The following is a 22,710-nucleotide window of genomic DNA, read 5'->3' on the forward strand; positions in this document are numbered from 1 at the left end:
TTGCCACAACAAGGATCTTGTTACGGCGAATAAACAGGTCTTTTCATATTTCATAAGAAACTCCTAAAGAAGGCTCTACCCGAAAGGGTAGAGTTTTTATGTACCAGGGACCTTGTGATTCGTGGTATAATAGGCCTATGGAAAAAAAGAATACATTACTACTCATCGACGGCTCTTCCGTCGCTTTTCGTGCCTTTTTCGCACTCTATCATCAAATTGATCGTTTCAAAAATGCCAATGGTCTGCATACCAATGCGGTCTACGGCTTTAACCTCATGTTGAGCCATCTCTTGGAGCGCATCCAACCAACCCATGTCCTCGTTGCCTTTGACGCAGGAAAAACGACCTTTCGGACGGAGATGTACGCCGACTACAAAGGGGGGCGGGCAAAGACACCGGATGAATTTCGTGAGCAGTTCCCTTTCATTCGGGAGCAATTAGACCATCTGGGAATTCGCCATTATGAACTAGCTCAGTATGAAGCGGATGATATTATTGGAACACTGGATAAGATGGCAGAAACCTCTGCGGTCCCATTTGATGTCACCATCGTTTCTGGAGATAAGGACTTGATCCAGCTGACAGATGACAATACGGTGGTTGAGATTTCCAAAAAAGGAGTGGCAGAGTTTGAAGCCTTTACCCCAGCCTATCTCAAAGAAAAGATGGGGCTGACACCCGAGCAATTCATCGACCTCAAGGCCTTGATGGGAGATAAGTCGGATAATATCCCGGGTGTCACCAAGATCGGAGAAAAGACAGGGATCAAACTACTCCTAGAGTACGGTTCTCTCGACGGGCTCTACCAGCATATTGACGAGATGAAGGCTTCTAAGATGAAGGAAAACCTCATCAACGACAAGGAGCAGGCCTACCTGTCCAAGACCCTTGCGACCATCGATACCAATGCGCCCATTGAGATTGGTCTGGATGACATCACCTATACGGGTCCTCATCTAGAAAATCTAGCCAAGTTTTATGAGGAGATGGGCTTCAAGCAACTTCGCCAAGCCTTGGATCTCAGTGGGGAAGAAGTAGCTCCTGTAGCCATTGACTATACAGAAGTAGAGCAGGTTACTCCCGATATGCTCACAGAAGATAGTTTCTTCCATTTTGAGATGTTTGGGGACAATTACCATACAGAACCCATCATCGGTTTCGCATGGGGGACCAAAGGTCAGCTCTACGCGAGTACAGATACTGATCTTTTACAAACACCGATTTTCAAAGAATTTCTCGAAAAAACGCCCCTCAAGGTCTATGACTTCAAACGGGCCAAGGTCCTGCTCAGCCACTTGGATATTACCTTGCAAAAGCCGGCTTTTGATAGTCGATTGGCCAAGTATCTCTTGTCGACCGTAGAGGACAATGAAATTTCAACCATTGCGAGTCTCTATAGTCAGATTGCGCTGCCGCTGGACGAAGTCATTTATGGCAAGGGAGCCAAAAAAGCCATTCCAGAAAAGGCAGTCCTATTAGAGCATTTGGCACGAAAAGTCGCTGTTTTACTAGACACTGAAGAGCCTATGACGGAGCAGTTGCAAGCTCACGACCAACTAGATCTGCTCTATGATATGGAGCAACCACTAGCAGCTGTTTTGGCCAAGATGGAAATTGCAGGGATCAAGGTGGAACGCCAGACCCTACAAGACATGCAGGTGGAAAACGAAGCAGTCTTGGAGCGCCTGACTCAAGAAATCTACGAGTTGGCAGGGGAAGAGTTCAATATCAATTCTCCAAAACAATTGGGTGTCATCCTCTTTGAAAAATTGGAACTCCCTCTTGAATATACTAAGAAGACCAAAACCGGCTATTCCACAGCCGTTGATGTCTTGGAGCGCCTGGCTCCAATTGCACCGATTGTGTCTAAGATTCTTGAATACCGCCAAATTGCAAAAATTCAGTCGACCTATGTCATTGGTCTCCAGGATTGGATTTTGGAAGATGGAAAAATCCATACCCGCTATGTACAGGATTTGACGCAGACCGGCCGTTTGTCCAGCGTGGATCCTAATCTACAAAACATCCCTGTCCGTTTGGAACAAGGTCGTCTCATTCGTAAGGCCTTTGTCCCAGAAGAGGAAAATAGTGTCTTGCTCAGTTCGGATTATTCACAGATCGAATTGCGCGTCTTGGCCCATATTTCAGGAGATGAGCATTTGATTGATGCTTTTAAACATGGGGCAGATATCCATACATCGACCGCTATGCGGGTCTTCAATATTGAAAAACCAGAAGATGTGACGCCGAATGACCGCCGCAATGCTAAAGCAGTAAATTTCGGTGTGGTTTATGGAATTTCCGACTTTGGACTGTCTAACAACCTAGGGATCAGTCGAAAAGAAGCCAAAGCCTATATTGAAACTTACTTCGAACGCTACCCTGGCATCAAGGACTATATGGAGAGAGTGGTACGGGAAGCGCGTGACAAAGGCTATGTAGAAACCCTCTTCAAGCGTCGCCGAGAAATTCCAGATATCAACTCTCGCAACTTCAATGTTCGAGGTTTTGCGGAGCGGACAGCAATCAACTCACCGATCCAAGGATCGGCAGCAGACATCTTGAAAATTGCTATGATCCATTTGGACCAAGCGCTAGAAGCAGGCACATACAAGACCAAGATGCTTCTTCAGGTGCACGATGAAATCGTTCTGCAAGTGCCAAGTGATGAACTGGCAGCAATCAAGGAACTCGTCAAAGAGACCATGGAATCCGCTATTGAGCTTGCGGTACCACTGGAAGCCGATGAGAATGCAGGCAAAACATGGTATGAAGCCAAATAAGATAGAAAGTCGTTAAAGCACATTTAGTGCCCTATAAATCGTTAACACAAAAAAGGAGATTCATATGGCTTATTCATTTCGCAATCCTAGTGATGGGATCATCAAACATTACCTAGAAACGAGCAAGACCATTGCTGTAGTCGGACTATCAGACCGTGAGGATACGACCAGCCATCGTGTCAGCAAGGAGATGCAAGAGCGGGGCTATCGGATTATTCCTGTCAACCCCCGTGCAGCTGGAGGTCAGATTCTAGGAGAAACGGTGTATGCTAGCTTGCAGGAAATTCCTTTCCCAGTAGATATCGTTGATGTATACCGTCGCAGTGAATTTTTACCAGATGTAGCGCGTGACTTCATCGAGACAGACGCGAAGATTTTTTGGGCACAATTGGAGCTGGAAAATCAAGAAGCAGAAGAAATCCTTCGTGGAGCCGGTCGCGAAGATATCGTCATGAACCGCTGTATCAAACGGGAACACACCCGACTGATCTTAGGAGACTCCCTATACGGTTTATAAATGATAAACAATTGACATAGAAGAAAACCCCAGCTTGTGGGGTTTTCTTCTTGCTCTCATTCAGTTTCATGGCTTGGATGGCCTGTAAAATGGCGTGGCCCTTGTTTGATCTGTTTGATTTGATCGTAAAATGCAATTTGGCAGTTGATAAAGTATGGCATGGTGTAAAAACCGATGACATCACGCGTGAAGTAATTCAGGAAGTGCCAGCCGATCAAAGTGAGATCGAGCACCAAGCGATTGCTGCGGAAGCCTTTCATGGTTTCACGACTTTGACGAAGGACTCCAAAGGCTCCCTTGTAGTCGCCGTCTCGTAATTGTTCGTAGAGGATCAATTCGACCAGGCTAAGACTGTAGTATTGTGGCAGGTAAAAGAGGAGGCCCAGAAGCCCAAGGGCAATACCGATTGTCATTAAGGGGATTTGTTGCATCATCGCTTGAAATTGAGGGCTCGTCGTACTTAGACTGCTTGGATCACTAACCTTATCATAGATTGCTAAAAACCGAATGCTCGCATATGTACTAACGAGGCCACCTGCATAGAGAAGAATCCCCCATACAAAGAGGATCACTTGCTTAAGAAGCAAAGTCAGAAAAACCGGTGTGAAGCGATCTTGTTTAAAGATATCAAGGACCCGTGTCCGGTGTTCAATCTTGGGATTGATGGTATCCAGATAGCTAAAGGTTGCCCCCACTACAAGAATAGAAATAATAAAGGAGGCAACAGTAGGAAAGAGTTGTAGCTGGATCATGTAGATGATGGCTTGCTGCAAGGTCATATCCGGTAGCAGATCGATCAGATCTTGCCCGTTCAAGAAAAAGTTGGCAAGAATGGTCAAGAGAACTGGCAGAGCAAAAAGAATCGCTAAGCCCGGTTGCTGGACTTGCATGGTGCGGGCCCGAAGGCGAATTAGTTTTAGGTTCATAGATCACACTCTCTTCATAGTAGTACTTTTTATTATAACACAAGTCCGTGACAGAGCCGGTAAAATTTGGTACAATCGTACAGGTGCTCACAGGAGATCCTGTGACAGGAATAAGAAGGCTGGGACTGTTTTTCCCAGTACGGAGGTAACCATGACAGATTCACCGATTCAATATCGATTAATCAAAAAAGAAAAGCATACAGGAGCGAGGTTAGGAGAAATCATTACCCCCCACGGGACTTTCCCAACCCCGATGTTTATGCCCGTAGGGACTCAGGCAACCGTTAAAACCCAATCGCCAGAAGAGCTCAAGGAGATGGGTTCCGGAATTATCTTGGCCAACACCTACCATCTTTGGCTTCGTCCAGGGGATGACTTAGTCGCAAAAGCGGGTGGTCTGCACCAGTTCATGAACTGGGATCAGCCGATTTTGACAGATAGTGGAGGCTTCCAGGTCTATTCATTAGCGGATAGCCGCAATATCACCGAAGAAGGAGTGACCTTTAAAAACCACCTCAACGGCTCGAAGATGTTCCTCTCTCCCGAAAAAGCCATCTCCATCCAAAACAATCTAGGCAGTGACATCATGATGTCTTTTGACGAATGTCCCCAGTTCTATCAACCCTATGATTATGTAAAAAAATCGATCGAACGGACCAGTCGTTGGGCAGAACGTGGCCTGAAGGCTCACCGTCGTCCTCATGATCAAGGCCTCTTCGGGATTGTCCAAGGAGCTGGATTCGAAGACTTGCGCCGTCAGTCTGCGCGTGATCTGGTCAGTATGGATTTCCCTGGCTACTCCATCGGTGGGTTAGCTGTTGGAGAAAGCCATGAAGAGATGAATGCGGTGCTTGATTTCACAACTCCGCTCTTGCCAGAGAACAAGCCTCGCTACCTCATGGGAGTGGGAGCTCCGGACAGTCTGATCGATGGCGTCATCCGTGGAGTGGATATGTTTGACTGTGTCTTGCCAACGCGGATTGCTCGAAATGGGACCTGCATGACCAGTCAAGGACGCTTGGTGGTGAAAAATGCGCAATTTGCAGAAGACTTTACACCGCTGGATCCTGAATGTGATTGCTACACTTGTAAGAATTACACCCGAGCTTATCTTCGCCACCTCCTCAAGGCAGATGAGACCTTTGGGATTCGCTTGACCAGCTACCACAACCTCTATTTCTTGATTAACCTCATGAAACAGGTCCGTCAAGCCATTATGGACGACAACCTCTTGGAGTTCCGTGAGCATTTTATCGAAAAATATGGCTATAACAAGTCAGGACGGAATTTCTAAGATGGATCGCGAAAGATTAGTAGACTCCTTGGTAAAAAAGATTCAATCAGGAGAATTACGAACGCTTGGGATCTACGGTCATGGTGGATCAGGAAAAACAACCTTTACCAAAGCGCTCTGTGAACGATTGGATCTCGCGATAGTAAACCTTTTGGAGACAGATCCTTATATCATTGGCTCTTCTAGAGACCTCGTAGTTCCTAAAGATCATCCGAATCAAAAAGTAACGGCTTGTCTGTCAAGTGCTCACGAATTGGCTAGTTTAGAACGAGATATTCAAGCCCTTCAAGCGGGAATGGATATCCGAACGATTGATAAGCCATGGTATCCTAGTGTGAGATTATCTGGTGTAAAGCCAATCCTTATTGTAGAGGGGATGTCGGTAGCCTTTCTCCCTAAGTCTTTGTTTGATCAAACCATTTGTTTCTATACAGATGACGAGACGGAATTGAAGAGACGATTGGATAGAGATGTTACCTGTCGACATCGGGATTCTGATTTTATTTATCGGACACACCAAATTAGAAGAAGTCAGTATCGCGAGTACTATAAACCAACCGAAAGCCAAGCGACGATTCTTATCAATACCTCTCATAACCAATTTCAAATTGAAAAAAATAGAAAGTTCTGCTAAAAAGTAGAACTTTTTTCTATATAATGGCAACATTTTTAGCATTCTATTTCTTTCGAAAACACTTTCACCAAAAAAAGAGAAAAAATCTTCCTAAATCCCTTGCATTGAGGCTTCATTTGTGTTAAACTACTATGGTGCTGTGAAAAAACAGCTATTAGCTTTGATGCAAGAGGTTGCGACACGCTCGGCTGCATTGCCACGCAACACCGCGTCGGTTTTCTTGTGGAGCTAGCCTATTATCTTAAATAGACGAAAAGGAGAAAAAGATGGCAAACAAAAAAATCCGCATCCGTTTGAAGGCATACGAACACCGTACACTCGACACAGCGGCTGCAAAAATCGTAGAATCAGCTACTCGTACAGGTGCACAAGTTGCGGGTCCAATCCCACTTCCAACTGAACGTAGCCTCTACACAATCATTCGTGCGACTCACAAATACAAAGATTCTCGCGAACAATTCGAAATGCGTACACACAAGCGTTTGATCGACATCATCAACCCAACTCAAAAAACAGTTGATGCTTTGATGAAATTGGATCTCCCAAGTGGTGTAAACGTAGAAATCAAACTTTAATCTAAAGCTTGATCCAGAGCATAAAAAACGCTCGTTAAAAACTTTTTGAATAAAAAACTATAGAAAAGGAACTATTTTCTCATGACAAAAGGAATCTTAGGGAAAAAAGTGGGAATGACTCAAATCTTCACTGAAGCTGGCGAATTGATCCCTGTAACAGTTATCGAAGCAACTCCAAACGTTGTTCTTCAAATTAAAACTGTTGAAACAGATGGTTACAACGCTATCCAAGTTGGTTTTGACGACAAACGTGAAGTGTTGAGCAACAAACCTGCTAAAGGACATGTAGCAAAAGCTAACACGGCTCCTAAGCGCTTCATTCGTGAATTCAAAAACGTTGAAGGCTTGGAAGTTGGTGCTGAAATCACAGTTGACACTTTCGAAGCTGGAGATGTTGTTGACGTAACTGGTACTTCTAAAGGTAAAGGATTCCAAGGTGTTATCAAACGCCACGGACAATCACGTGGACCTATGGCTCACGGTTCTCGTTACCACCGTCGTCCAGGTTCTATGGGACCTGTTGCACCTAACCGCGTATTCAAAGGTAAAAACCTCGCAGGACGCATGGGTGGCGATCGTGTAACGATTCAAAACCTTGAAGTTGTACAAGTTGTTCCAGAAAAGAACGTTATCCTTATCAAAGGTAACGTACCAGGTGCTAAGAAATCTCTTATCACGATCAAGTCAGCAGTTAAAGCTGGTAAATAATAAGGAAAGGGGAATACAGTCAAAATGGCAAATGTAACATTATTCGACCAAACTGGTAAACAAGCTGGCGAAGTTGTTTTGAACGATGCGATCTTTGGTATTGAACCAAACCAAGCAGTTGTATTTGATGTAATCATCAGCCAACGTGCTAGTCTTCGTCAAGGAACTCACGCAGTTAAAAACCGTTCAGCTGTTTCAGGTGGTGGACGCAAACCATGGCGTCAAAAAGGAACTGGACGTGCGCGTCAAGGTTCTATCCGCTCTCCACAATGGCGTGGTGGTGGAATTGTCTTCGGACCAACTCCACGTAGCTATGCGTACAAACTTCCTCAAAAAGTTCGTCGCCTTGCACTTAAATCTGTTTACTCAGAAAAAGTTGCTGAAAACAAATTTGTAGCCGTTGATTCTCTTGAATTTACAGCTCCAAAAACTGCTGAATTTGCAAAAGTTCTTGCAGCTTTGAGCATCGATTCTAAAGTCCTTGTTATTCTTGAAGAAGGAAACGAATTCGCAGCTCTTTCAGCTCGTAACCTTCCAAATGTGAAAGTTGCGACTGCTACAACTGCAAGTGTTCTTGACATCGCAAATAGTGACAAACTTCTTGTTACTCAAGCAGCTATCTCTAAAATCGAGGAGGTTCTTGCATAATGAATTTGTATGATGTTATCAAAAAACCTGTTATCACTGAAAAGTCAATGGCTCAACTTGAAGCAGGCAAATATGTATTCGAAGTTGACACTCGCGCTCACAAACTTTTGATCAAACAAGCTGTTGAAGCTGCCTTTGAAGGTGTAAAAGTTGCGAATGTGAACACTGTAAACGTAAAACCTAAAGCAAAACGCGTTGGACGTTACACTGGTTTTACTTCAAAAACTAAAAAAGCTATCATCACGCTTGCAACTGATTCAAAAGCAATCGAGTTGTTCGCTACTGAAGCTGAATAATCTAAGGAGGAAATATCGTGGGAATTCGTGTTTATAAACCAACATCAAACGGTCGCCGTAATATGACTTCTTTGGATTTCGCTGAAATCACAACAAACACACCTGAGAAAACATTGCTTGTTTCTCTTAACAACAAAGCAGGTCGTAACAACAACGGACGTATCACTGTTCGTCACCAAGGTGGTGGACACAAACGTCATTACCGTTTGATCGATTTCAAACGTAACAAAGATGCAGTTGAAGCAGTCGTTAAAACGATCGAATACGATCCAAACCGCTCAGCTAACATCGCGCTTGTACACTACACTGACGGTGTAAAGGCTTACATCATCGCCCCTAAAGGTCTTGAAGTAGGTCAACGCATCGTATCAGGACCAGAAGCAGATATCAAAGTCGGAAACGCTCTTCCACTTGCTAACATCCCAGTTGGTACTTTGATCCACAACATCGAATTGAAACCTGGTAAAGGTGGAGAATTGGTACGTGCTGCTGGAGCTTCTGCTCAAGTATTGGGTTCTGAAGGTAAATATGTACTTGTTCGTCTTCAATCAGGCGAAGTTCGTATGATTCTTGGAACTTGCCGTGCTACAGTTGGTGTTGTCGGAAACGAACAACATGGACTTGTAAACCTTGGTAAAGCTGGACGTAACCGCTGGAAAGGTGTTCGCCCTACAGTTCGCGGTTCTGTAATGAACCCGAATGATCACCCACACGGTGGTGGTGAAGGTAAAGCACCAGTTGGACGTAAAGCGCCATCTACTCCTTGGGGTAAACCTGCGCTTGGTCTTAAAACTCGTAACAAGAAAGCAAAATCTGACAAACTTATCGTTCGTCGTCGCAACCAAAAATAAGCTTAACGACTTAGCTTACTCATTCCGCCAGCTCGGTAGCGCTGCCTAGCAGCGCAAGCCGTTGTGGTACTACATTTTAAAGGAGAAAACTACAAAATGGGACGTAGTCTTAAAAAAGGACCTTTCGTCGATGAGCATTTGATGAAAAAAGTTGAAGCTCAAGCAAACGACGAAAAGAAAAAAGTAATTAAAACTTGGTCACGTCGTTCAACGATTTTCCCAAGTTTCATCGGATACACTATCGCAGTTTATGATGGACGTAAACATGTACCAGTTTACATCCAAGAAGACATGGTAGGTCACAAACTTGGTGAATTTGCACCAACTCGTACTTACAAAGGTCACGCTGCAGATGACAAGAAGACACGTAGAAAATAAGGAGAACATAAATGGCAGAAATTACTTCAGCTAAAGCAATGGCTCGTACAGTGCGTGTTTCACCTCGTAAATCACGTCTTGTTCTTGACAACATCCGTGGTAAAAGCGTAGCCGATGCAGTAGCAATCTTGACATTCACTCCAAACAAAGCAGCTGAAATCATCTTGAAAGTGTTGAACTCAGCAGTAGCTAACGCTGAAAACAACTTTGGTTTGGAAAAAGCTAACTTGGTAGTATCTGAAGCATTCGCAAATGAAGGACCAACAATGAAACGTTTCCGTCCACGTGCGAAAGGTTCAGCTTCACCAATCAACAAACGTACAGCTCACATCACAGTAGCTGTTGCAGAAAAATAAGGAGGTAAACTCGTGGGTCAAAAAGTACATCCAATTGGTATGCGTGTTGGTATCATCCGTGATTGGGATGCCAAATGGTATGCTGAAAAAGAATACGCGGATTACCTTCATGAAGATCTTGCAATCCGTAAATTCATTCAAAAAGAATTGGCTGACGCAGCTGTTTCAACAATTGAAATCGAACGCGCAGTAAACAAAGTAAACGTTTCTCTTCACACTGCTAAACCAGGTATGGTGATTGGTAAAGGTGGAGCAAACGTTGATGCACTTCGTGCAGCTCTTAACAAATTGACAGGTAAACAAGTCCACATCAACATCATCGAGATCAAACGTCCTGACTTGGATGCTCACCTTGTTGGTGAAGGAATTGCTCGTCAATTGGAGCAACGTGTTGCTTTCCGTCGTGCACAAAAACAAGCGATCCAACGTGCTATGCGTGCTGGAGCTAAAGGAATCAAGACTCAAGTATCTGGTCGTTTGAACGGTGCTGATATTGCCCGTGCAGAAGGATACTCTGAAGGAACTGTTCCACTTCACACACTTCGCGCTGATATCGATTACGCTTGGGAAGAAGCAGACACTACTTACGGTAAACTTGGTGTTAAAGTATGGATCTACCGTGGTGAAGTTCTTCCAGCTCGTAAAGACGCTAAAGGAGGTAAATAACCAATGTTAGTACCTAAACGTGTTAAACACCGTCGCGAATTCCGTGGTAAAATGCGCGGTGAAGCAAAAGGTGGAAAAGAAGTAGCATTCGGTGAATACGGTCTTCAAGCTACAACTAGCCACTGGATCACAAACCGTCAAATCGAAGCTGCTCGTATCGCCATGACTCGTTACATGAAACGTGGTGGTAAAGTTTGGATTAAAATCTTCCCACACAAATCATACACCGCTAAAGCTATCGGGGTACGTATGGGATCTGGTAAAGGGGCACCTGAAGGTTGGGTAGCACCAGTTAAACGTGGTAAAGTGATGTTCGAAATTGCTGGTGTATCTGAAGAGATCGCACGTGAAGCACTTCGTCTTGCAAGCCACAAATTGCCAGTTAAAACTAAATTTGTGAAACGTGAAGCAGAATAAGGAGAGGTCATGAAACTTACAGAAGTAAAAGAATTTGTTAAAGAACTTCGTGGTCTTTCTCAAGAAGAACTCGCGAAGCGTGAAAATGAATTGAAGAAAGAATTGTTTGAACTTCGTTTCCAAGCGGCTGCTGGTCAATTGGAACAAACTGCACGTTTGAAAGAAGTGAAAAAACAAATCGCTCGTATCAAAACTGTTCAATCAGAAGCTAAATAATAGACTAGGGAAGGAGAATTTCAATGGAACGCAATAATCGTAAAGTTCTTGTTGGGCGCGTTGTGTCTGACAAAATGGACAAAACAATCACAGTTGTAGTTGAAACGAAACGGAACCACCCAGTCTATGGTAAACGTATCAACTATTCTAAAAAATACAAAGCTCATGATGAAAACAATGTTGCCAAAGAAGGCGATATCGTTCGTATCATGGAAACTCGTCCGCTTTCAGCTACAAAACGCTTCCGTCTTGTAGAAGTTGTTGAAGAAGCGGTCATCATCTAATCATACCTGAAAGGAGAAAACGTAAATGATTCAAACAGAAACTCGTTTGAAAGTCGCTGACAACAGTGGCGCACGCGAAATCTTGACCATTAAAGTTCTTGGTGGTTCAAAACGTAAATTCGCGAGCATCGGAGATGTAATCGTTGCATCTGTAAAACAAGCTACTCCTGGTGGTGCGGTTAAGAAAGGTGACGTTGTAAAAGCTGTTATCGTTCGTACTAAATCAGGTGCTCGTCGTAAAGATGGTTCATACATCAAATTCGACGAAAATGCAGCAGTGATCATCCGTGACGATAAAACTCCTCGCGGAACACGTATCTTTGGCCCAGTTGCACGTGAATTGCGTGACGGTGGTTTCATGAAGATCGTATCACTTGCTCCAGAAGTACTTTAATCAATAAGAAAACAAACACAGTCCCCTGGCTAAGCCAGGGTGCCCATTGGGCGTAAGAATAAAAGGAGAAAGAAATGTTTGTAAAAAAAGGCGACAAAGTTCGCGTTATCGCTGGTAAAGACAAAGGCGTAGAAGCTGTTGTTCTTACTGCTCTTCCGAAAGTAAACAAAGTTGTTGTAGAAGGTGTAAACATCATCAAGAAACACCAACGTCCAAATAACGAAAACCCTCAAGGTGCAATTGTTGAAAAAGAAGCTCCAATTCATGCTTCTAACGTTCAAGTTTTGGACAAAAACGGTGTTGCTGGACGTGTTGGCTACAAGTTTGTAGACGGCAAAAAAGTTCGCTACAACAAAAAATCAGGCGAAGTGCTTGACTAATCACGAAGGAAAGGAGAAGTATAATGGCTAATCGTTTAAAAGAAAAATACCTTAATGAAGTAGTACCATCATTGACTGAACAGTTCAACTATTCATCAGTTATGGCTGTGCCAAAAGTTGATAAAATCGTTTTGAACATGGGTGTTGGTGATGCAGTATCAAATGCTAAAAACCTTGAAAAAGCTGCTGAAGAGCTTGCTTTGATCTCAGGTCAAAAACCATTGATCACTAAGGCTAAAAAATCAATCGCCGGCTTCCGTCTTCGTGAAGGTGTTGCGATCGGTGCAAAAGTTACCCTTCGTGGTGAACGTATGTACGAATTCTTGGATAAATTGGTAACAGTTTCACTTCCACGTGTACGTGACTTCCATGGTGTTCCAACAAAATCATTTGATGGACGCGGAAACTACACACTTGGTGTGAAAGAACAATTGATCTTCCCAGAAATCAACTTTGATGACGTTGACAAAACTCGTGGTTTGGACATCGTTATCGTAACAACTGCTAACACTGACGAAGAGTCACGTGCATTGCTTACAGGCCTTGGAATGCCTTTTGCAAAATAATATAGGAGGTAAATCTAATGGCTAAAAAATCTATGATTGCTAAGAACAAACGCCCAGCGAAGTTCTCTACTCAAGCATACACTCGCTGTGAACGTTGTGGACGTCCACACTCAGTTTACCGCAAGTTTAAACTTTGCCGTGTTTGCTTCCGTGAATTGGCATACAAAGGTCAAATCCCTGGTGTAACAAAAGCATCTTGGTAATTCTAGTTTTCAATTCCATCGTGATTCGTCGTTATCTGCTTTTGCCTAACTCAAGTTATGCCTGCAAGCAGATACCTAGACTCACTTAGGAATTGAAACCTAGAAACATATTCTGAGCCCAGCTCAATCATTAACTAGCAAGTGCAACTTGCAAACTACTAGTAAGAGGAGAACAAAATAATGGTTATGACTGACCCAATCGCAGACTTCTTGACTCGTATTCGTAATGCGAACCAAGCAAAACATGAAGTACTTGAAGTACCTGCATCAAACATCAAAAAAGGGATTGCTGAAATCCTTAAACGCGAAGGTTTTGTAAAAAACGTTGAAGTAATTGAAGATGACAAACAAGGCATCATCCGTGTATTCTTGAAATACGGACAAAATGGTGAAAAAGTTATCACAAACTTGAAACGTGTATCAAAACCAGGTTTGCGTGTTTACAAAAAACGTGAAGACCTTCCAAAAGTTCTTAACGGACTTGGAATTGCCATCCTTTCAACTTCTGAAGGTTTGCTTACTGATAAAGAAGCACGCCAAAAGAACGTTGGTGGAGAAGTTATCGCTTACGTTTGGTAAAATCAAGATACAAAGCTCGTAAAGAACAAAGCAAAATTAGGAAGTTGGAGCCGTTTGTTTACAAATAAGCCAACTTATCTATTTTGCACAGTTCTTAGAGCGTGTTCAGTTCAGCTGATGAACGAATTTAGTATCTGATTTAATGAATGAACTAATTGAACACGGGCTAAAGCCTGTGTGAAAAAGATAAACTTTCCTAGAAACTCCAGTTTCTTCGTCAAGTTTTCTATTTTCACTTTGACTTTATAACGCCCTCTGTATCTTAGTTCCCCGTGAAAACTGGTCGCTTGCGGCCTGACAATTTAACAGGAGAATAAAAACATGTCACGTATTGGTAATAAAGTTATTCCGTTGCCTGCTGGTGTTGAAATCACTAACAAAGATAACGTTGTAACTGTAAAAGGACCTAAAGGAGAACTTACTCGTACGTTCTCAAAAGATATTGATATCCGTGTGGAAGGAAATGAAGTAACGCTTCACCGTCCAAACGATACAAAAGAAATGAAAACAATCCATGGAACAACTCGTGCTCTTTTGCACAACATGGTTGTCGGAGTATCTGAAGGATTCAAGAAAGAACTTGAAATGCGCGGGGTTGGATACCGTGCACAACTTCAAGGATCTAAACTTGTCTTGGCTGTTGGTAAATCTCATCCAGACGAAGTTGAAGCTCCAGACGGAATTACTTTTGAACTTCCAAACCCAACAACAATCGTTGTTCACGGAATTTCAAAAGAAGTAGTTGGTCAAACAGCTGCTTATGTACGTAGCCTTCGTTCACCTGAACCATATAAAGGTAAAGGGATCCGTTATGTTGGTGAATACGTTCGCCGTAAAGAAGGTAAAACAGGTAAATAATGTTGTATGGTTGTTTTTCAACCAGACTTCATCTTACCAATTCAGTGCTTAGGCACAAGATTTATAATTAAGAGGTGAAAATTGTGATTTCGAAACCAGATAAAAATAAAATCCGTCAAAAACGCCACCGTCGCGTTCGCGGAAAACTCTCTGGAACTGCTGATCGCCCACGTTTGAACGTATACCGTTCTAATACAGGCATCTACGCTCAAGTGATTGATGACGTAGCGGGTGTAACGCTCGCAAGTGCTTCAACTCTTGACAAAGAAGTTTCAAAAGGAACTAAAACTGAACAAGCCGTTGTTGTCGGTAAACTAGTTGCTGAACGTGCAGTTGCTAAAGGTATTTCTGAAGTGGTGTTCGACCGCGGTGGATATCTATATCACGGACGTGTTAAAGCTTTGGCTGATGCAGCTCGTGAAAACGGATTGAAATTCTAATAGGAGGACACTAGAAAATGGCATTTAAAGATAATGCAGTTGAACTTGAAGAACGCGTAGTTGCCATCAACCGTGTTACAAAAGTTGTTAAAGGTGGACGTCGTCTTCGTTTTGCAGCTCTTGTAGTTGTTGGTGACCGTAATGGCCGTGTAGGATTTGGTACTGGTAAAGCTCAAGAAGTTCCAGAAGCAATCCGTAAGGCTGTTGAAGATGCTAAGAAAAACTTGATCGAAGTTCCTATGGTTGGAACAACAATTCCTCACGAAGTAACATCTGTATTTGGTGGAGCTCGTGTCTTGTTGAAACCAGCCGTTGAAGGGGCTGGAGTTGCTGCAGGTGGTGCAGTACGTGCCGTTGTCGAATTGGCAGGTATCGCAGATGTTACATCTAAATCACTTGGATCAAACACTCCAATCAACATCGTTCGTGCAACTGTTAACGGTTTGGCACAATTGAAACGTGCTGAAGAAGTTGCTGCCCTTCGTGGTATTTCAGTTTCTGACTTGGCTTAAGAAAGGAGATTCAAATGGCTCAAATTAAAATTACTTTGACTAAGTCTCCAATCGGACGCATCCCGTCACAACGTAAAACTGTTGTAGCACTTGGACTTGGCAAATTGAACAGCTCAGTCATCAAAGAAGATAACCCAGCAGTACGTGGTATGATCACTGCGGTATCTCATTTGGTAACTGTTGAGGAAGTTAAGTAATTAAACTTACCATCATAGATGTTTTAGGGGGTATGAGATGTTATCTCAGCCCCTAAAACTCAATTTATTCGTATAGGCGAGTTCCTATTAAGAACACCTTTTTCCTAATAGGAGCGCTAGCATTTTACAAAAGAGGAGAAAATAAATAATGAAACTTCATGAATTACAACCTGCTACAGGTTCACGTAAAGTCCGCAACCGTGTTGGTCGTGGTACTTCATCTGGTAACGGTAAAACTTCTGGCCGTGGTCAAAAAGGTCAAAAGGCTCGTAGCGGTGGCGGTGTACGTCTTGGTTTTGAAGGTGGACAAACTCCATTGTTCCGTCGTCTTCCAAAACGTGGATTTACAAACATCAACGCTAAAGAATACGCTATTGTAAACCTTGATCAGTTGAACGTCTTCGAAGATGGTGCTGAAGTAACACCAGTTGTACTTGTAGAATCAGGTATTGTAAAAGCTGAAAAATCAGGGATTAAAGTTCTTGGTAACGGAGAATTGACGAAGAAATTGACTGTTAAAGCAGCTAAATTCTCTAAATCAGCTGAAGAAGCTATCACTGCTAAAGGTGGTTCAGTTGAAGTCATCTAAGTGAGGTGACCTATGTTTTTTAAATTATTAAAAGATGCATTTAAGGTAAAACAAGTACGATCAAAGATTTTATTTACGATCTTCATTGTCCTTGTTTTCCGTATCGGAACGACGATTACAGTACCTGGTGTTAATGCGAAAATTCTGAACAGTCTTCAAGATGTGTCCTTCTTGAACATGCTTAGTCTTGTTTCTGGGAATGCCATGAGAAACTTCTCAGTATTTGCTCTCGGTGTTAGCCCCTACATCACTGCTTCGATCGTTGTACAACTTTTGCAAATGGATCTTTTACCAAAATTCGTTGAATGGGGGAAACAAGGGGAAGTTGGTCGTCGAAAGCTTAACCAAGCAACTCGCTACATTTCCCTAGTTTTAGCCTTTGTTCAATCTATTGGGATCACAGCAACTTTCCATACCTTGTCTCAGGCAAAATTAGTTGCGACCCCAAATGCGAAAACCTATCTTTTAATCGGAGCAATTCTCACTACAGGTTCAATGATTGTAACCTGGTTAGGAGAACAGATTACAGATAAAGGATATGGAAATGGAGTTTCGATGATTATCTTTGCAGGGATCGTATCTTCTATCCCAGAGATGATTAAAGAAATCTATGAAAATGCATTTGTAAATGTTCGTTCCGGTCAAATGACCAACTCACTTATCTTTGTTGGTGTTTTGATTCTTGCGGTCTTGGTCATTGTTTACTTTACAACCTTTGTAGAGCAGGCTCAGTACAAGATCCCAGTTCAGTACACAAAGATTGCTCAAGGAGCTCCGTCGAGCTCTTACCTACCTTTAAAAGTAAACCCAGCAGGGGTTATTCCTGTCATCTTTGCTAGTTCGATTACAGCAGCACCCGCTGCTATTTTCCAAGTTATTAGCGCTATGGGTTACAATGCAGGATGGGTAAAAACAGCACAAGCCATGTTGGCAACAAACACACCAACTGGTGTTGCCATGTATGCCTTATTGATCATTCTCTTCACCTTCTTCTACACGTTTGTTCAGATTAATCCTGAAAAAACGGCAGAAAACCTTCAAAAGAGCGGTGCCTACATTCCAGGTGTTCGCCCAGGTAAGGGAACAGAAGAGTTTATGTCTCGCTTGCTCCGTCGTTTAGCAAGTGTCGGATCAGTATTCCTTGGCTTTATTACGATCATTCCAATCTTAGCCCGTGATGTATTTGGATTGACAGATGCCGTTGCTCTTGGAGGAACAAGTCTTTTGATCATTATTTCTACAGGTATTGAAGGAATGAAACAATTAGAAGGCTACTTACTAAAACGTAAGTATGTCGGATTTATGGACACAACAGAATAGAATAAGGTTGACTTTGTCAGCCTTCTATTTTGTTTTTAAATGGAAATAGGAAATGGCTCCTGCTTCCATTTAAAAACAAAATAAGGAGAATTCATCATGAATCTTTTAATTATGGGGTTGCCTGGAGCAGGTAAAGGGACTCAAGCAGCAAAAATCGTTGAAGAATTTCACGTAGCGCACATTTCAACCGGAGATATGTTCCGCGCAGCAATGGCCAACCAAACTGAAATGGGTGTGTTAGCTAAGTCGTATATTGACAAAGGCGAATTAGTTCCAGATGAAGTTACAAATGGAATTGTGAAAGAACGCCTTTCTCAAGATGATATTAAGAAAACGGGATTTTTGTTGGACGGATATCCACGTACAATCGAACAAGCACATGCTTTAGATAAAACATTGGCTGAACTTGGGATTGAACTTGAAGGTGTTATTAATATCGAAGTAAATCCAGATAGTCTTTTAGAACGCTTAAGTGGTCGTATCATTCATCGTGTAACAGGAGAAACTTTCCATAAAGTATTCAATCCACCAGTTGATTACAAAGAGGAAGATTACTATCAACGCGAAGATGATAAACCTGAGACAGTAAAACGTCGTTTGGACGTTAATATTGCTCAAGGGGAACCAATCATTGCTCATTATCGCGCTAAAGGTCTAGTACATGATATCGAAGGAAACCAAGATATCGATGATGTATTCTCAGACATTGAAAAAGTCTTGTCAAAATTGAAATAAAAGCGTTTTTCAGGCTTGCAATATTGGACAACTAGTGTTACAATTAATTAGTCTGACTTATAATTGTTACCTCTGTGCTCAGAGGGATGAATCGAAATTTATGGAGGTACTTTTGCGTGGCAAAAGACGATGTGATTGAAGTTGAAGGCAAAGTAGTCGATACAATGCCGAATGCAATGTTTACGGTTGAACTTGAAAATGGACATCAGATTTTAGCAACAGTTTCTGGTAAAATTCGTAAAAACTATATTCGTATTTTAGCGGGAGATCGTGTTACAGTGGAGATGAGTCCGTATGATTTGACACGTGGGCGTATCACATACCGCTTTAAATAATCGAAAGACTTGGAGGGATAAAAATGAAAGTAAGACCATCGGTCAAACCAATTTGCGAATACTGTAAAGTAATTCGTCGTAATGGTCGTGTTATGGTAATTTGCCCAGCAAATCCAAAACACAAACAACGTCAAGGATAAGATAGAAAGGAGAAAACATGGCTCGTATTGCTGGAGTTGACATTCCAAATGACAAACGCGTAGTAGTTTCATTGACTTATGTCTATGGTATCGGACTTCCAACATCTAAGAAAATTTTAGCAGCTGCTGGAGTTTCAGAAGATATTCGTGTTCGTGATCTTACATCTGATCAAGAAGATGCTATCCGTCGTGAAGTTGACGCAATCAAAGTTGAAGGTGACCTTCGTCGTGAAGTAAACTTGAACATCAAACGTTTGATGGAAATCGGTTCATACCGTGGTATCCGTCACCGTCGTGGACTTCCAGTTCGTGGACAAAACACTAAAAACAACGCTCGCACTCGTAAAGGTAAAGCTGTTGCGATTGCAGGTAAGAAAAAATAAAATAAAATAAGGAGGTAAAAATCTTGGCTAAACCAACACGTAAACGTCGTGTGAAAAAGAATATCGAATCTGGTATTGCTCATATTCACGCTACATTTAACAACACAATTGTTATGATTACTGATGTGCATGGTAATGCAATCGCTTGGTCATCTGCAGGTGCACTTGGTTTCAAAGGTTCTCGTAAATCTACACCATTTGCTGCTCAAATGGCATCAGAAGCTGCTGCTAAATCTGCTCAAGAACATGGACTTAAATCTGTTGAAGTAACTGTTAAAGGTCCTGGTTCAGGTCGTGAGTCTGCTATTCGTGCACTTGCTGCTGCTGGTCTTGAAGTAACTGCAATCCGCGATGTAACTCCTGTACCACACAATGGTGCTCGTCCTCCAAAACGTCGCCGTGTATAATCATCAACAATTACACAGCTTTTCGTTTAAGAGGGAGTATAGCAAATGATTGAGTTTGAAAAACCAAATATAACAAAAATTGATGAAAATAAAGATTATGGCGTATTTGTAGTAGAACCACTTGAACGTGGCTACGGAACAACGCTTGGAAACTCACTTCGTCGTGTACTTCTAGCTTCACTTCCAGGTGCAGCTGTTACTTCAATCAACATTGAAGGTGTACTCCACGAATTTGATACAGTTCCAGGAGTTCGTGAAGACGTTATGCAAATCATTCTTAACGTTAAAGGAATCGCCGTGAAATCTTACGTCCAAGACGAAAAGATTATCGAACTTGATGTAGAAGGACCTGCAGAAGTAACTGCCGGAGACATTCTGACGGATAGTGACATCGAAATTGTAAACCCTGATCATTATCTATTTACAATCGGTGAAGGAGCTTCTTTGAAAGCAACGCTTACTGTAAACAGTGGACGTGGCTATGTTCCGGCTGATCAAAACAAAAAAGATGATGCACCAGTGGGAACACTTGCTGTAGATTCAATCTATACGCCAGTGACAAAAGTCAATTACCAAGTTGAACCAGCCCGCGTTGGTAGCAACGATGGATTTGACAAGCTAACCCTTGAAATTTTAACAAATGGGACCATCATTCCAGAAGATGCCTTAGGTTTGTCTGCTCGTATTTTGACAGAACACCTAAATCTATTCACAAACTTAACTGAAATTGCTATTGCAACAGATGTTATGAAAGAAGTAGATACAACTTCTGATGATCGTATTTTAGAGCGTACCATCGAAGAATTAGATCTTTCTGTTCGTTCTTACAACTGTTTGAAACGTGCTGGCATTAACACTGTCTACGATTTGACTGAAAAATCTGAAGCAGAAATGATGAAAGTTCGTAACTTGGGACGTAAGAGTCTTGAAGAAGTTAAAATTAAACTTGCTGACTTAGGCCTTGGGTTAAAAAACGATAAATAGAGGAGGAATACATGGCTTACCGTAAACTAGGACGCACTAGCTCACAACGTAAAGCAATGCTTCGTGATTTGACTACAGATCTTATCATCAATGAAGCAATTGTAACAACTGAAGCACGTGCAAAAGAAATCCGTAAATCAGTTGAAAAAATGATTACTTTGGGTAAACGTGGTGATTTGCATGCACGTCGTCAAGCTGCTGCATTCGTACGTAACGAAGTTGCAACACAAAACTTTGATGAAGAAACAGGTAAATACTCAGAAACAACAGCACTTCAAAAATTGTTCTCTGAATTAGCACCTCGTTATGCTGAGCGCAATGGTGGATATACACGTATCCTTAAAACTGAACCACGTCGTGGGGATGCTGCGCCAATGGCAATCATCGAATTGGTATAATGGTCATCAATTTTGTTGAGTGTTATGATGATGGAATACACTGTTATTCTTAGTCTAGCTCTGGTCTACCGCTGGGGATTTTCCCCAGCGGGAACACTCATCGTATTGGATGAAATAGTAGACGCTTGTTTACGAAATTGCTTTAACTTAAAACAATTTCGTAAGCAGGCGTTTTTTACTTTAGTAGAAAATAAAAATAAATGATATAATGAAAACCAAATACAGAATAGAAAAAAGGAATAAATGTCAAAACAAGAAGCAATTGGATTACTCAAAGAGAAATATCTGAGTCATATGAAACGATCACCTGAGGTCTTTGTTGGGATTGAATTAGAATTTCCTATCGTAGAAGTTCATGGAAAAAAGACTGATATTAATGTTACTAAAAAATTATTTCGAGAGTTAGCATTGGATGTAGAGTTTGAAGTTGAAAAGCGAGATCAAGAAAATAACCCCGTCCAACTAATTCATAGAGCGTCAAAGGATCGTATTTTATTTGAACTCAGTTACAATACGATTGAATTTGCATTTGAAAAAGCAAAATCCATTCATCAGGTTGATCAACGCTTTAAGAACTATTTGAAAAAAATACAACCAATGCTTCAACAATACCACCATGAAATCAAAGGATATGGAATTCATCCACAATGGAAGCAAAATGATAATAGACCAGTACAAATTGAACGCTATCAAATGTTAATGGCCTTTCTAGCAATGAAAGGAACAGGTATGGACACCCATCCCTACCCTGACTATGGTGCATTTATATGTGGAAATCAACTTCAACTAGATGTAAATCGAGAGAACTATCTACGAGTTATTAATGCATTTAATCAAATTGAGGCTGCAAAGGCCTACCTTTTCCCAAACTCAGAATTTCCAGAAGCATCATGGGATACTAAAATAGCAAGGGATCTCTTTTGGGAAGAATCCTTACATGGTTATTTTGAAGAAAATGTCGGGCTTTATCCTAAGAAATACAGGTGCGAGGATGAATTTTTTGAAAATCTAGCAAAAACAGCGATCTTTACGGCCGTAAGAGGGACTAAATTTTATTACTTTAGACCAATCCGTGTTCAAGATTATTTGGACCAAAACGAAATCGTAGCCTACACAGCTGACGGAAAAGAAACAGTTATCACACCATTAAAAGATGATATCAAACAGCATCGAAGCTACCAATTCCAGGATTTAACATCACGTGGAACAGTGGAATTCAGAAGTACCTGTACACAACCATTAGAAAACACTTTTGCACCAATTGCTTTTGAAGTAGGCCTATTCAACCAATTGGAAAAACTAGAGGAATATCTAGAAAATTGTAAGTTCCTTAATACCAAAGAGAGAGACTTACGAAAATTAAGAAAAAAATATTCAAAAATTAAATTAAGTAAAGAAGAAGAATCTAAAATCCAAGAATTTTCACATGATTTATTAACAATCGCTAGACTTGGATTAATCGAAAGAGGATACGGAGAAGAAATCTATTTAAATTAAAAGAACAACAAAGCCTGTATTAACGGGCTTTGTTGCCTTTTTTGAATGATTTAAAGTACTAATCCCCCAACAAAATAAAAAAACTTAGAAAAAAGTATTGACAGAATAGAAATGGCGTGATATACTAATATAGTTGTCGCAAGAGAGCGACAAAGACCTTTGAAAACTGAACAAGACGAACCAATGTGCAGGGCACTATAACAAAGGTTATAGTACTGAACAATGAAAAAACAATAAATCTGTC

Annotated in this window: 35 protein-coding genes; 34 read left to right on the plus strand and 1 reads right to left on the minus strand. The window is 41.7% G+C overall.

Features of this window, described 5'->3' with window-relative positions:
• The first annotated feature begins 137 nt into the window (after positions 1 to 137).
• Together polA and BTU61_RS08910 are read left to right on the plus strand one after the other, a co-directional pair.
• Positions 138 to 2,783: a DNA polymerase I gene (gene polA, locus BTU61_RS08905; protein ID WP_200773243.1), complete on the plus strand. Its 2,646-nt coding sequence runs from the start codon at positions 138 to 140 to the stop codon at positions 2,781 to 2,783.
• 64 nt (positions 2,784 to 2,847) lie between these two features.
• Positions 2,848 to 3,300 carry a CoA-binding protein gene (locus BTU61_RS08910; RefSeq protein ID WP_200773244.1) on the plus strand — a complete coding sequence of 151 codons (453 nt, stop codon included), beginning with the start codon at positions 2,848 to 2,850 and terminating at the stop codon, positions 3,298 to 3,300.
• Positions 3,301 to 3,356: 56 nt separating this feature from the next.
• Here the strand turns inward: BTU61_RS08910 and BTU61_RS08915 are convergent, their stop codons facing one another.
• The gene (locus tag BTU61_RS08915) at positions 3,357 to 4,226 is read right to left on the minus strand and encodes a DUF975 family protein (protein ID WP_200773245.1); all 870 of its coding nucleotides are present in this window, start codon (positions 4,224 to 4,226) and stop codon (positions 3,357 to 3,359) included.
• Positions 4,227 to 4,377: 151 nt separating this feature from the next.
• On the opposite strand from BTU61_RS08915, the gene tgt reads away from it, so the two are divergent.
• The 32 genes from tgt (at position 4,378) to BTU61_RS09075 (ending at position 22,466) form a co-directional block, all read left to right on the plus strand.
• Entirely contained in the window at positions 4,378 to 5,520 is a 1,143-nt protein-coding gene (gene tgt, locus BTU61_RS08920) for a tRNA guanosine(34) transglycosylase Tgt (protein WP_200773246.1), read from the plus strand.
• Between the two features lies 1 nt (position 5,521).
• Entirely contained in the window at positions 5,522 to 6,154 is a 633-nt protein-coding gene (locus BTU61_RS08925; protein WP_200773247.1) for a uridine kinase family protein, read from the plus strand.
• 266 nt (positions 6,155 to 6,420) lie between these two features.
• Entirely contained in the window at positions 6,421 to 6,729 is a 309-nt protein-coding gene (gene rpsJ / locus BTU61_RS08930) for a 30S ribosomal protein S10 (protein WP_003009585.1), read from the plus strand.
• 81 nt (positions 6,730 to 6,810) lie between these two features.
• The gene (rplC, locus tag BTU61_RS08935; protein WP_200773248.1) at positions 6,811 to 7,437 is read left to right on the plus strand and encodes a 50S ribosomal protein L3; all 627 of its coding nucleotides are present in this window, start codon (positions 6,811 to 6,813) and stop codon (positions 7,435 to 7,437) included.
• Positions 7,438 to 7,461: 24 nt separating this feature from the next.
• Positions 7,462 to 8,085 carry a 50S ribosomal protein L4 gene (rplD, locus tag BTU61_RS08940; protein ID WP_003009591.1) on the plus strand — a complete coding sequence of 208 codons (624 nt, stop codon included), beginning with the start codon at positions 7,462 to 7,464 and terminating at the stop codon, positions 8,083 to 8,085.
• Entirely contained in the window at positions 8,085 to 8,381 is a 297-nt protein-coding gene (locus BTU61_RS08945) for a 50S ribosomal protein L23 (RefSeq protein ID WP_200773249.1), read from the plus strand. The genes rplD and BTU61_RS08945 overlap by 1 nt, the downstream gene beginning before the upstream one ends.
• Before the next feature lie 17 nt (positions 8,382 to 8,398).
• Positions 8,399 to 9,232, plus strand: coding sequence for a 50S ribosomal protein L2 (gene rplB, locus BTU61_RS08950; protein ID WP_187539618.1), 834 nt, complete (start codon positions 8,399 to 8,401; stop codon positions 9,230 to 9,232).
• A 96-nt stretch (positions 9,233 to 9,328) separates the two neighbouring features.
• Entirely contained in the window at positions 9,329 to 9,610 is a 282-nt protein-coding gene (gene rpsS, locus BTU61_RS08955) for a 30S ribosomal protein S19 (RefSeq protein WP_000533766.1), read from the plus strand.
• A gap of 11 nt (positions 9,611 to 9,621) precedes the next feature.
• The gene (gene rplV, locus BTU61_RS08960) at positions 9,622 to 9,966 is read left to right on the plus strand and encodes a 50S ribosomal protein L22 (protein WP_187539620.1); all 345 of its coding nucleotides are present in this window, start codon (positions 9,622 to 9,624) and stop codon (positions 9,964 to 9,966) included.
• A gap of 12 nt (positions 9,967 to 9,978) precedes the next feature.
• Positions 9,979 to 10,632 carry a 30S ribosomal protein S3 gene (gene rpsC / locus BTU61_RS08965; RefSeq protein WP_003002336.1) on the plus strand — a complete coding sequence of 218 codons (654 nt, stop codon included), beginning with the start codon at positions 9,979 to 9,981 and terminating at the stop codon, positions 10,630 to 10,632.
• Positions 10,633 to 10,635: 3 nt separating this feature from the next.
• Positions 10,636 to 11,049: a 50S ribosomal protein L16 gene (gene rplP / locus BTU61_RS08970; protein ID WP_000960947.1), complete on the plus strand. Its 414-nt coding sequence runs from the start codon at positions 10,636 to 10,638 to the stop codon at positions 11,047 to 11,049.
• Positions 11,050 to 11,058: 9 nt separating this feature from the next.
• The gene (gene rpmC / locus BTU61_RS08975) at positions 11,059 to 11,265 is read left to right on the plus strand and encodes a 50S ribosomal protein L29 (RefSeq protein WP_187539622.1); all 207 of its coding nucleotides are present in this window, start codon (positions 11,059 to 11,061) and stop codon (positions 11,263 to 11,265) included.
• A 23-nt stretch (positions 11,266 to 11,288) separates the two neighbouring features.
• Positions 11,289 to 11,549 (plus strand): 30S ribosomal protein S17, encoded by a 261-nt coding sequence (rpsQ, locus tag BTU61_RS08980; protein ID WP_000440801.1) that lies wholly within the window; start codon positions 11,289 to 11,291, stop codon positions 11,547 to 11,549.
• Between the two features lie 25 nt (positions 11,550 to 11,574).
• Complete coding sequence (gene rplN / locus BTU61_RS08985; RefSeq protein ID WP_003002384.1) at positions 11,575 to 11,943, plus strand: 50S ribosomal protein L14; 369 nt, start codon at positions 11,575 to 11,577, stop codon at positions 11,941 to 11,943.
• A 74-nt stretch (positions 11,944 to 12,017) separates the two neighbouring features.
• Positions 12,018 to 12,323 carry a 50S ribosomal protein L24 gene (rplX, locus tag BTU61_RS08990; protein WP_003002315.1) on the plus strand — a complete coding sequence of 102 codons (306 nt, stop codon included), beginning with the start codon at positions 12,018 to 12,020 and terminating at the stop codon, positions 12,321 to 12,323.
• A 23-nt stretch (positions 12,324 to 12,346) separates the two neighbouring features.
• Entirely contained in the window at positions 12,347 to 12,889 is a 543-nt protein-coding gene (gene rplE, locus BTU61_RS08995; RefSeq protein WP_003009606.1) for a 50S ribosomal protein L5, read from the plus strand.
• A 17-nt stretch (positions 12,890 to 12,906) separates the two neighbouring features.
• The gene (locus tag BTU61_RS09000) at positions 12,907 to 13,092 is read left to right on the plus strand and encodes a type Z 30S ribosomal protein S14 (RefSeq protein WP_001085699.1); all 186 of its coding nucleotides are present in this window, start codon (positions 12,907 to 12,909) and stop codon (positions 13,090 to 13,092) included.
• Positions 13,093 to 13,272: 180 nt separating this feature from the next.
• The gene (gene rpsH, locus BTU61_RS09005) at positions 13,273 to 13,671 is read left to right on the plus strand and encodes a 30S ribosomal protein S8 (protein WP_187539624.1); all 399 of its coding nucleotides are present in this window, start codon (positions 13,273 to 13,275) and stop codon (positions 13,669 to 13,671) included.
• 321 nt (positions 13,672 to 13,992) lie between these two features.
• Positions 13,993 to 14,529, plus strand: a complete 537-nt coding sequence (rplF, locus tag BTU61_RS09010; RefSeq protein ID WP_200773250.1) for a 50S ribosomal protein L6 — start codon at positions 13,993 to 13,995, stop codon at positions 14,527 to 14,529.
• Between the two features lie 83 nt (positions 14,530 to 14,612).
• The gene (gene rplR / locus BTU61_RS09015) at positions 14,613 to 14,969 is read left to right on the plus strand and encodes a 50S ribosomal protein L18 (RefSeq protein ID WP_187539628.1); all 357 of its coding nucleotides are present in this window, start codon (positions 14,613 to 14,615) and stop codon (positions 14,967 to 14,969) included.
• A 17-nt stretch (positions 14,970 to 14,986) separates the two neighbouring features.
• Positions 14,987 to 15,481: a 30S ribosomal protein S5 gene (gene rpsE, locus BTU61_RS09020; protein ID WP_187539630.1), complete on the plus strand. Its 495-nt coding sequence runs from the start codon at positions 14,987 to 14,989 to the stop codon at positions 15,479 to 15,481.
• A gap of 14 nt (positions 15,482 to 15,495) precedes the next feature.
• Positions 15,496 to 15,678: a 50S ribosomal protein L30 gene (gene rpmD / locus BTU61_RS09025; RefSeq protein ID WP_002894509.1), complete on the plus strand. Its 183-nt coding sequence runs from the start codon at positions 15,496 to 15,498 to the stop codon at positions 15,676 to 15,678.
• 148 nt (positions 15,679 to 15,826) lie between these two features.
• Positions 15,827 to 16,267, plus strand: a complete 441-nt coding sequence (gene rplO, locus BTU61_RS09030) for a 50S ribosomal protein L15 (RefSeq protein ID WP_187539632.1) — start codon at positions 15,827 to 15,829, stop codon at positions 16,265 to 16,267.
• Between the two features lie 12 nt (positions 16,268 to 16,279).
• On the plus strand, positions 16,280 to 17,587 hold the full coding sequence (secY, locus tag BTU61_RS09035; protein WP_187539634.1) for a preprotein translocase subunit SecY: 1,308 nt from the start codon (positions 16,280 to 16,282) through the stop codon (positions 17,585 to 17,587).
• Positions 17,588 to 17,683: 96 nt separating this feature from the next.
• Complete coding sequence (locus tag BTU61_RS09040) at positions 17,684 to 18,322, plus strand: adenylate kinase (protein WP_187539636.1); 639 nt, start codon at positions 17,684 to 17,686, stop codon at positions 18,320 to 18,322.
• 116 nt (positions 18,323 to 18,438) lie between these two features.
• Positions 18,439 to 18,657 (plus strand): translation initiation factor IF-1, encoded by a 219-nt coding sequence (gene infA / locus BTU61_RS09045; RefSeq protein ID WP_001029883.1) that lies wholly within the window; start codon positions 18,439 to 18,441, stop codon positions 18,655 to 18,657.
• 23 nt (positions 18,658 to 18,680) lie between these two features.
• The gene (gene rpmJ / locus BTU61_RS09050) at positions 18,681 to 18,797 is read left to right on the plus strand and encodes a 50S ribosomal protein L36 (RefSeq protein WP_001808836.1); all 117 of its coding nucleotides are present in this window, start codon (positions 18,681 to 18,683) and stop codon (positions 18,795 to 18,797) included.
• A gap of 17 nt (positions 18,798 to 18,814) precedes the next feature.
• Positions 18,815 to 19,180: a 30S ribosomal protein S13 gene (gene rpsM, locus BTU61_RS09055; RefSeq protein ID WP_187539638.1), complete on the plus strand. Its 366-nt coding sequence runs from the start codon at positions 18,815 to 18,817 to the stop codon at positions 19,178 to 19,180.
• A 23-nt stretch (positions 19,181 to 19,203) separates the two neighbouring features.
• Positions 19,204 to 19,587: a 30S ribosomal protein S11 gene (rpsK, locus tag BTU61_RS09060; protein ID WP_001118385.1), complete on the plus strand. Its 384-nt coding sequence runs from the start codon at positions 19,204 to 19,206 to the stop codon at positions 19,585 to 19,587.
• Positions 19,588 to 19,632: 45 nt separating this feature from the next.
• A complete protein-coding gene (locus tag BTU61_RS09065; RefSeq protein WP_003009635.1) occupies positions 19,633 to 20,571 on the plus strand; it encodes a DNA-directed RNA polymerase subunit alpha in 939 nt (312 codons plus the stop codon).
• Between the two features lie 11 nt (positions 20,572 to 20,582).
• Positions 20,583 to 20,969 carry a 50S ribosomal protein L17 gene (gene rplQ / locus BTU61_RS09070; RefSeq protein ID WP_187539640.1) on the plus strand — a complete coding sequence of 129 codons (387 nt, stop codon included), beginning with the start codon at positions 20,583 to 20,585 and terminating at the stop codon, positions 20,967 to 20,969.
• 243 nt (positions 20,970 to 21,212) lie between these two features.
• On the plus strand, positions 21,213 to 22,466 hold the full coding sequence (locus BTU61_RS09075) for a glutamate-cysteine ligase family protein (protein ID WP_200773251.1): 1,254 nt from the start codon (positions 21,213 to 21,215) through the stop codon (positions 22,464 to 22,466).
• The last annotated feature ends 244 nt before the right edge of the window (positions 22,467 to 22,710 follow it).

The organism is Streptococcus lactarius, assembly GCF_016642265.1.
Taxonomy (GTDB): domain Bacteria; phylum Bacillota; class Bacilli; order Lactobacillales; family Streptococcaceae; genus Streptococcus; species Streptococcus lactarius.

Bases quoted from the DNA above. Each gene is read 5' to 3' on its own strand.
- polA (WP_200773243.1), top strand. From the start codon at position 138: ATGGAAAAAAAGAATACATTACTACTCATCGACGGCTCTTCCGTCGCT.
- BTU61_RS08910 (WP_200773244.1), top strand. From the start codon at position 2,848: ATGGCTTATTCATTTCGCAATCCTAGTGATGGGATCATCAAACATTAC.
- BTU61_RS08915 (WP_200773245.1), bottom strand. From the start codon at position 4,226: ATGAACCTAAAACTAATTCGCCTTCGGGCCCGCACCATGCAAGTCCAG.
- tgt (WP_200773246.1), top strand. From the start codon at position 4,378: ATGACAGATTCACCGATTCAATATCGATTAATCAAAAAAGAAAAGCAT.
- BTU61_RS08925 (WP_200773247.1), top strand. From the start codon at position 5,522: ATGGATCGCGAAAGATTAGTAGACTCCTTGGTAAAAAAGATTCAATCA.
- rpsJ (WP_003009585.1), top strand. From the start codon at position 6,421: ATGGCAAACAAAAAAATCCGCATCCGTTTGAAGGCATACGAACACCGT.
- rplC (WP_200773248.1), top strand. From the start codon at position 6,811: ATGACAAAAGGAATCTTAGGGAAAAAAGTGGGAATGACTCAAATCTTC.
- rplD (WP_003009591.1), top strand. From the start codon at position 7,462: ATGGCAAATGTAACATTATTCGACCAAACTGGTAAACAAGCTGGCGAA.
- BTU61_RS08945 (WP_200773249.1), top strand. From the start codon at position 8,085: ATGAATTTGTATGATGTTATCAAAAAACCTGTTATCACTGAAAAGTCA.
- rpsS (WP_000533766.1), top strand. From the start codon at position 9,329: ATGGGACGTAGTCTTAAAAAAGGACCTTTCGTCGATGAGCATTTGATG.
- rplV (WP_187539620.1), top strand. From the start codon at position 9,622: ATGGCAGAAATTACTTCAGCTAAAGCAATGGCTCGTACAGTGCGTGTT.
- rplP (WP_000960947.1), top strand. From the start codon at position 10,636: ATGTTAGTACCTAAACGTGTTAAACACCGTCGCGAATTCCGTGGTAAA.
- rpmC (WP_187539622.1), top strand. From the start codon at position 11,059: ATGAAACTTACAGAAGTAAAAGAATTTGTTAAAGAACTTCGTGGTCTT.
- rpsQ (WP_000440801.1), top strand. From the start codon at position 11,289: ATGGAACGCAATAATCGTAAAGTTCTTGTTGGGCGCGTTGTGTCTGAC.
- rplN (WP_003002384.1), top strand. From the start codon at position 11,575: ATGATTCAAACAGAAACTCGTTTGAAAGTCGCTGACAACAGTGGCGCA.
- rplX (WP_003002315.1), top strand. From the start codon at position 12,018: ATGTTTGTAAAAAAAGGCGACAAAGTTCGCGTTATCGCTGGTAAAGAC.
- rplE (WP_003009606.1), top strand. From the start codon at position 12,347: ATGGCTAATCGTTTAAAAGAAAAATACCTTAATGAAGTAGTACCATCA.
- BTU61_RS09000 (WP_001085699.1), top strand. From the start codon at position 12,907: ATGGCTAAAAAATCTATGATTGCTAAGAACAAACGCCCAGCGAAGTTC.
- rpsH (WP_187539624.1), top strand. From the start codon at position 13,273: ATGGTTATGACTGACCCAATCGCAGACTTCTTGACTCGTATTCGTAAT.
- rplF (WP_200773250.1), top strand. From the start codon at position 13,993: ATGTCACGTATTGGTAATAAAGTTATTCCGTTGCCTGCTGGTGTTGAA.
- rpsE (WP_187539630.1), top strand. From the start codon at position 14,987: ATGGCATTTAAAGATAATGCAGTTGAACTTGAAGAACGCGTAGTTGCC.
- rpmD (WP_002894509.1), top strand. From the start codon at position 15,496: ATGGCTCAAATTAAAATTACTTTGACTAAGTCTCCAATCGGACGCATC.
- rplO (WP_187539632.1), top strand. From the start codon at position 15,827: ATGAAACTTCATGAATTACAACCTGCTACAGGTTCACGTAAAGTCCGC.
- secY (WP_187539634.1), top strand. From the start codon at position 16,280: ATGTTTTTTAAATTATTAAAAGATGCATTTAAGGTAAAACAAGTACGA.
- BTU61_RS09040 (WP_187539636.1), top strand. From the start codon at position 17,684: ATGAATCTTTTAATTATGGGGTTGCCTGGAGCAGGTAAAGGGACTCAA.
- rpmJ (WP_001808836.1), top strand. From the start codon at position 18,681: ATGAAAGTAAGACCATCGGTCAAACCAATTTGCGAATACTGTAAAGTA.
- rpsM (WP_187539638.1), top strand. From the start codon at position 18,815: ATGGCTCGTATTGCTGGAGTTGACATTCCAAATGACAAACGCGTAGTA.
- BTU61_RS09065 (WP_003009635.1), top strand. From the start codon at position 19,633: ATGATTGAGTTTGAAAAACCAAATATAACAAAAATTGATGAAAATAAA.
- rplQ (WP_187539640.1), top strand. From the start codon at position 20,583: ATGGCTTACCGTAAACTAGGACGCACTAGCTCACAACGTAAAGCAATG.
- BTU61_RS09075 (WP_200773251.1), top strand. From the start codon at position 21,213: ATGTCAAAACAAGAAGCAATTGGATTACTCAAAGAGAAATATCTGAGT.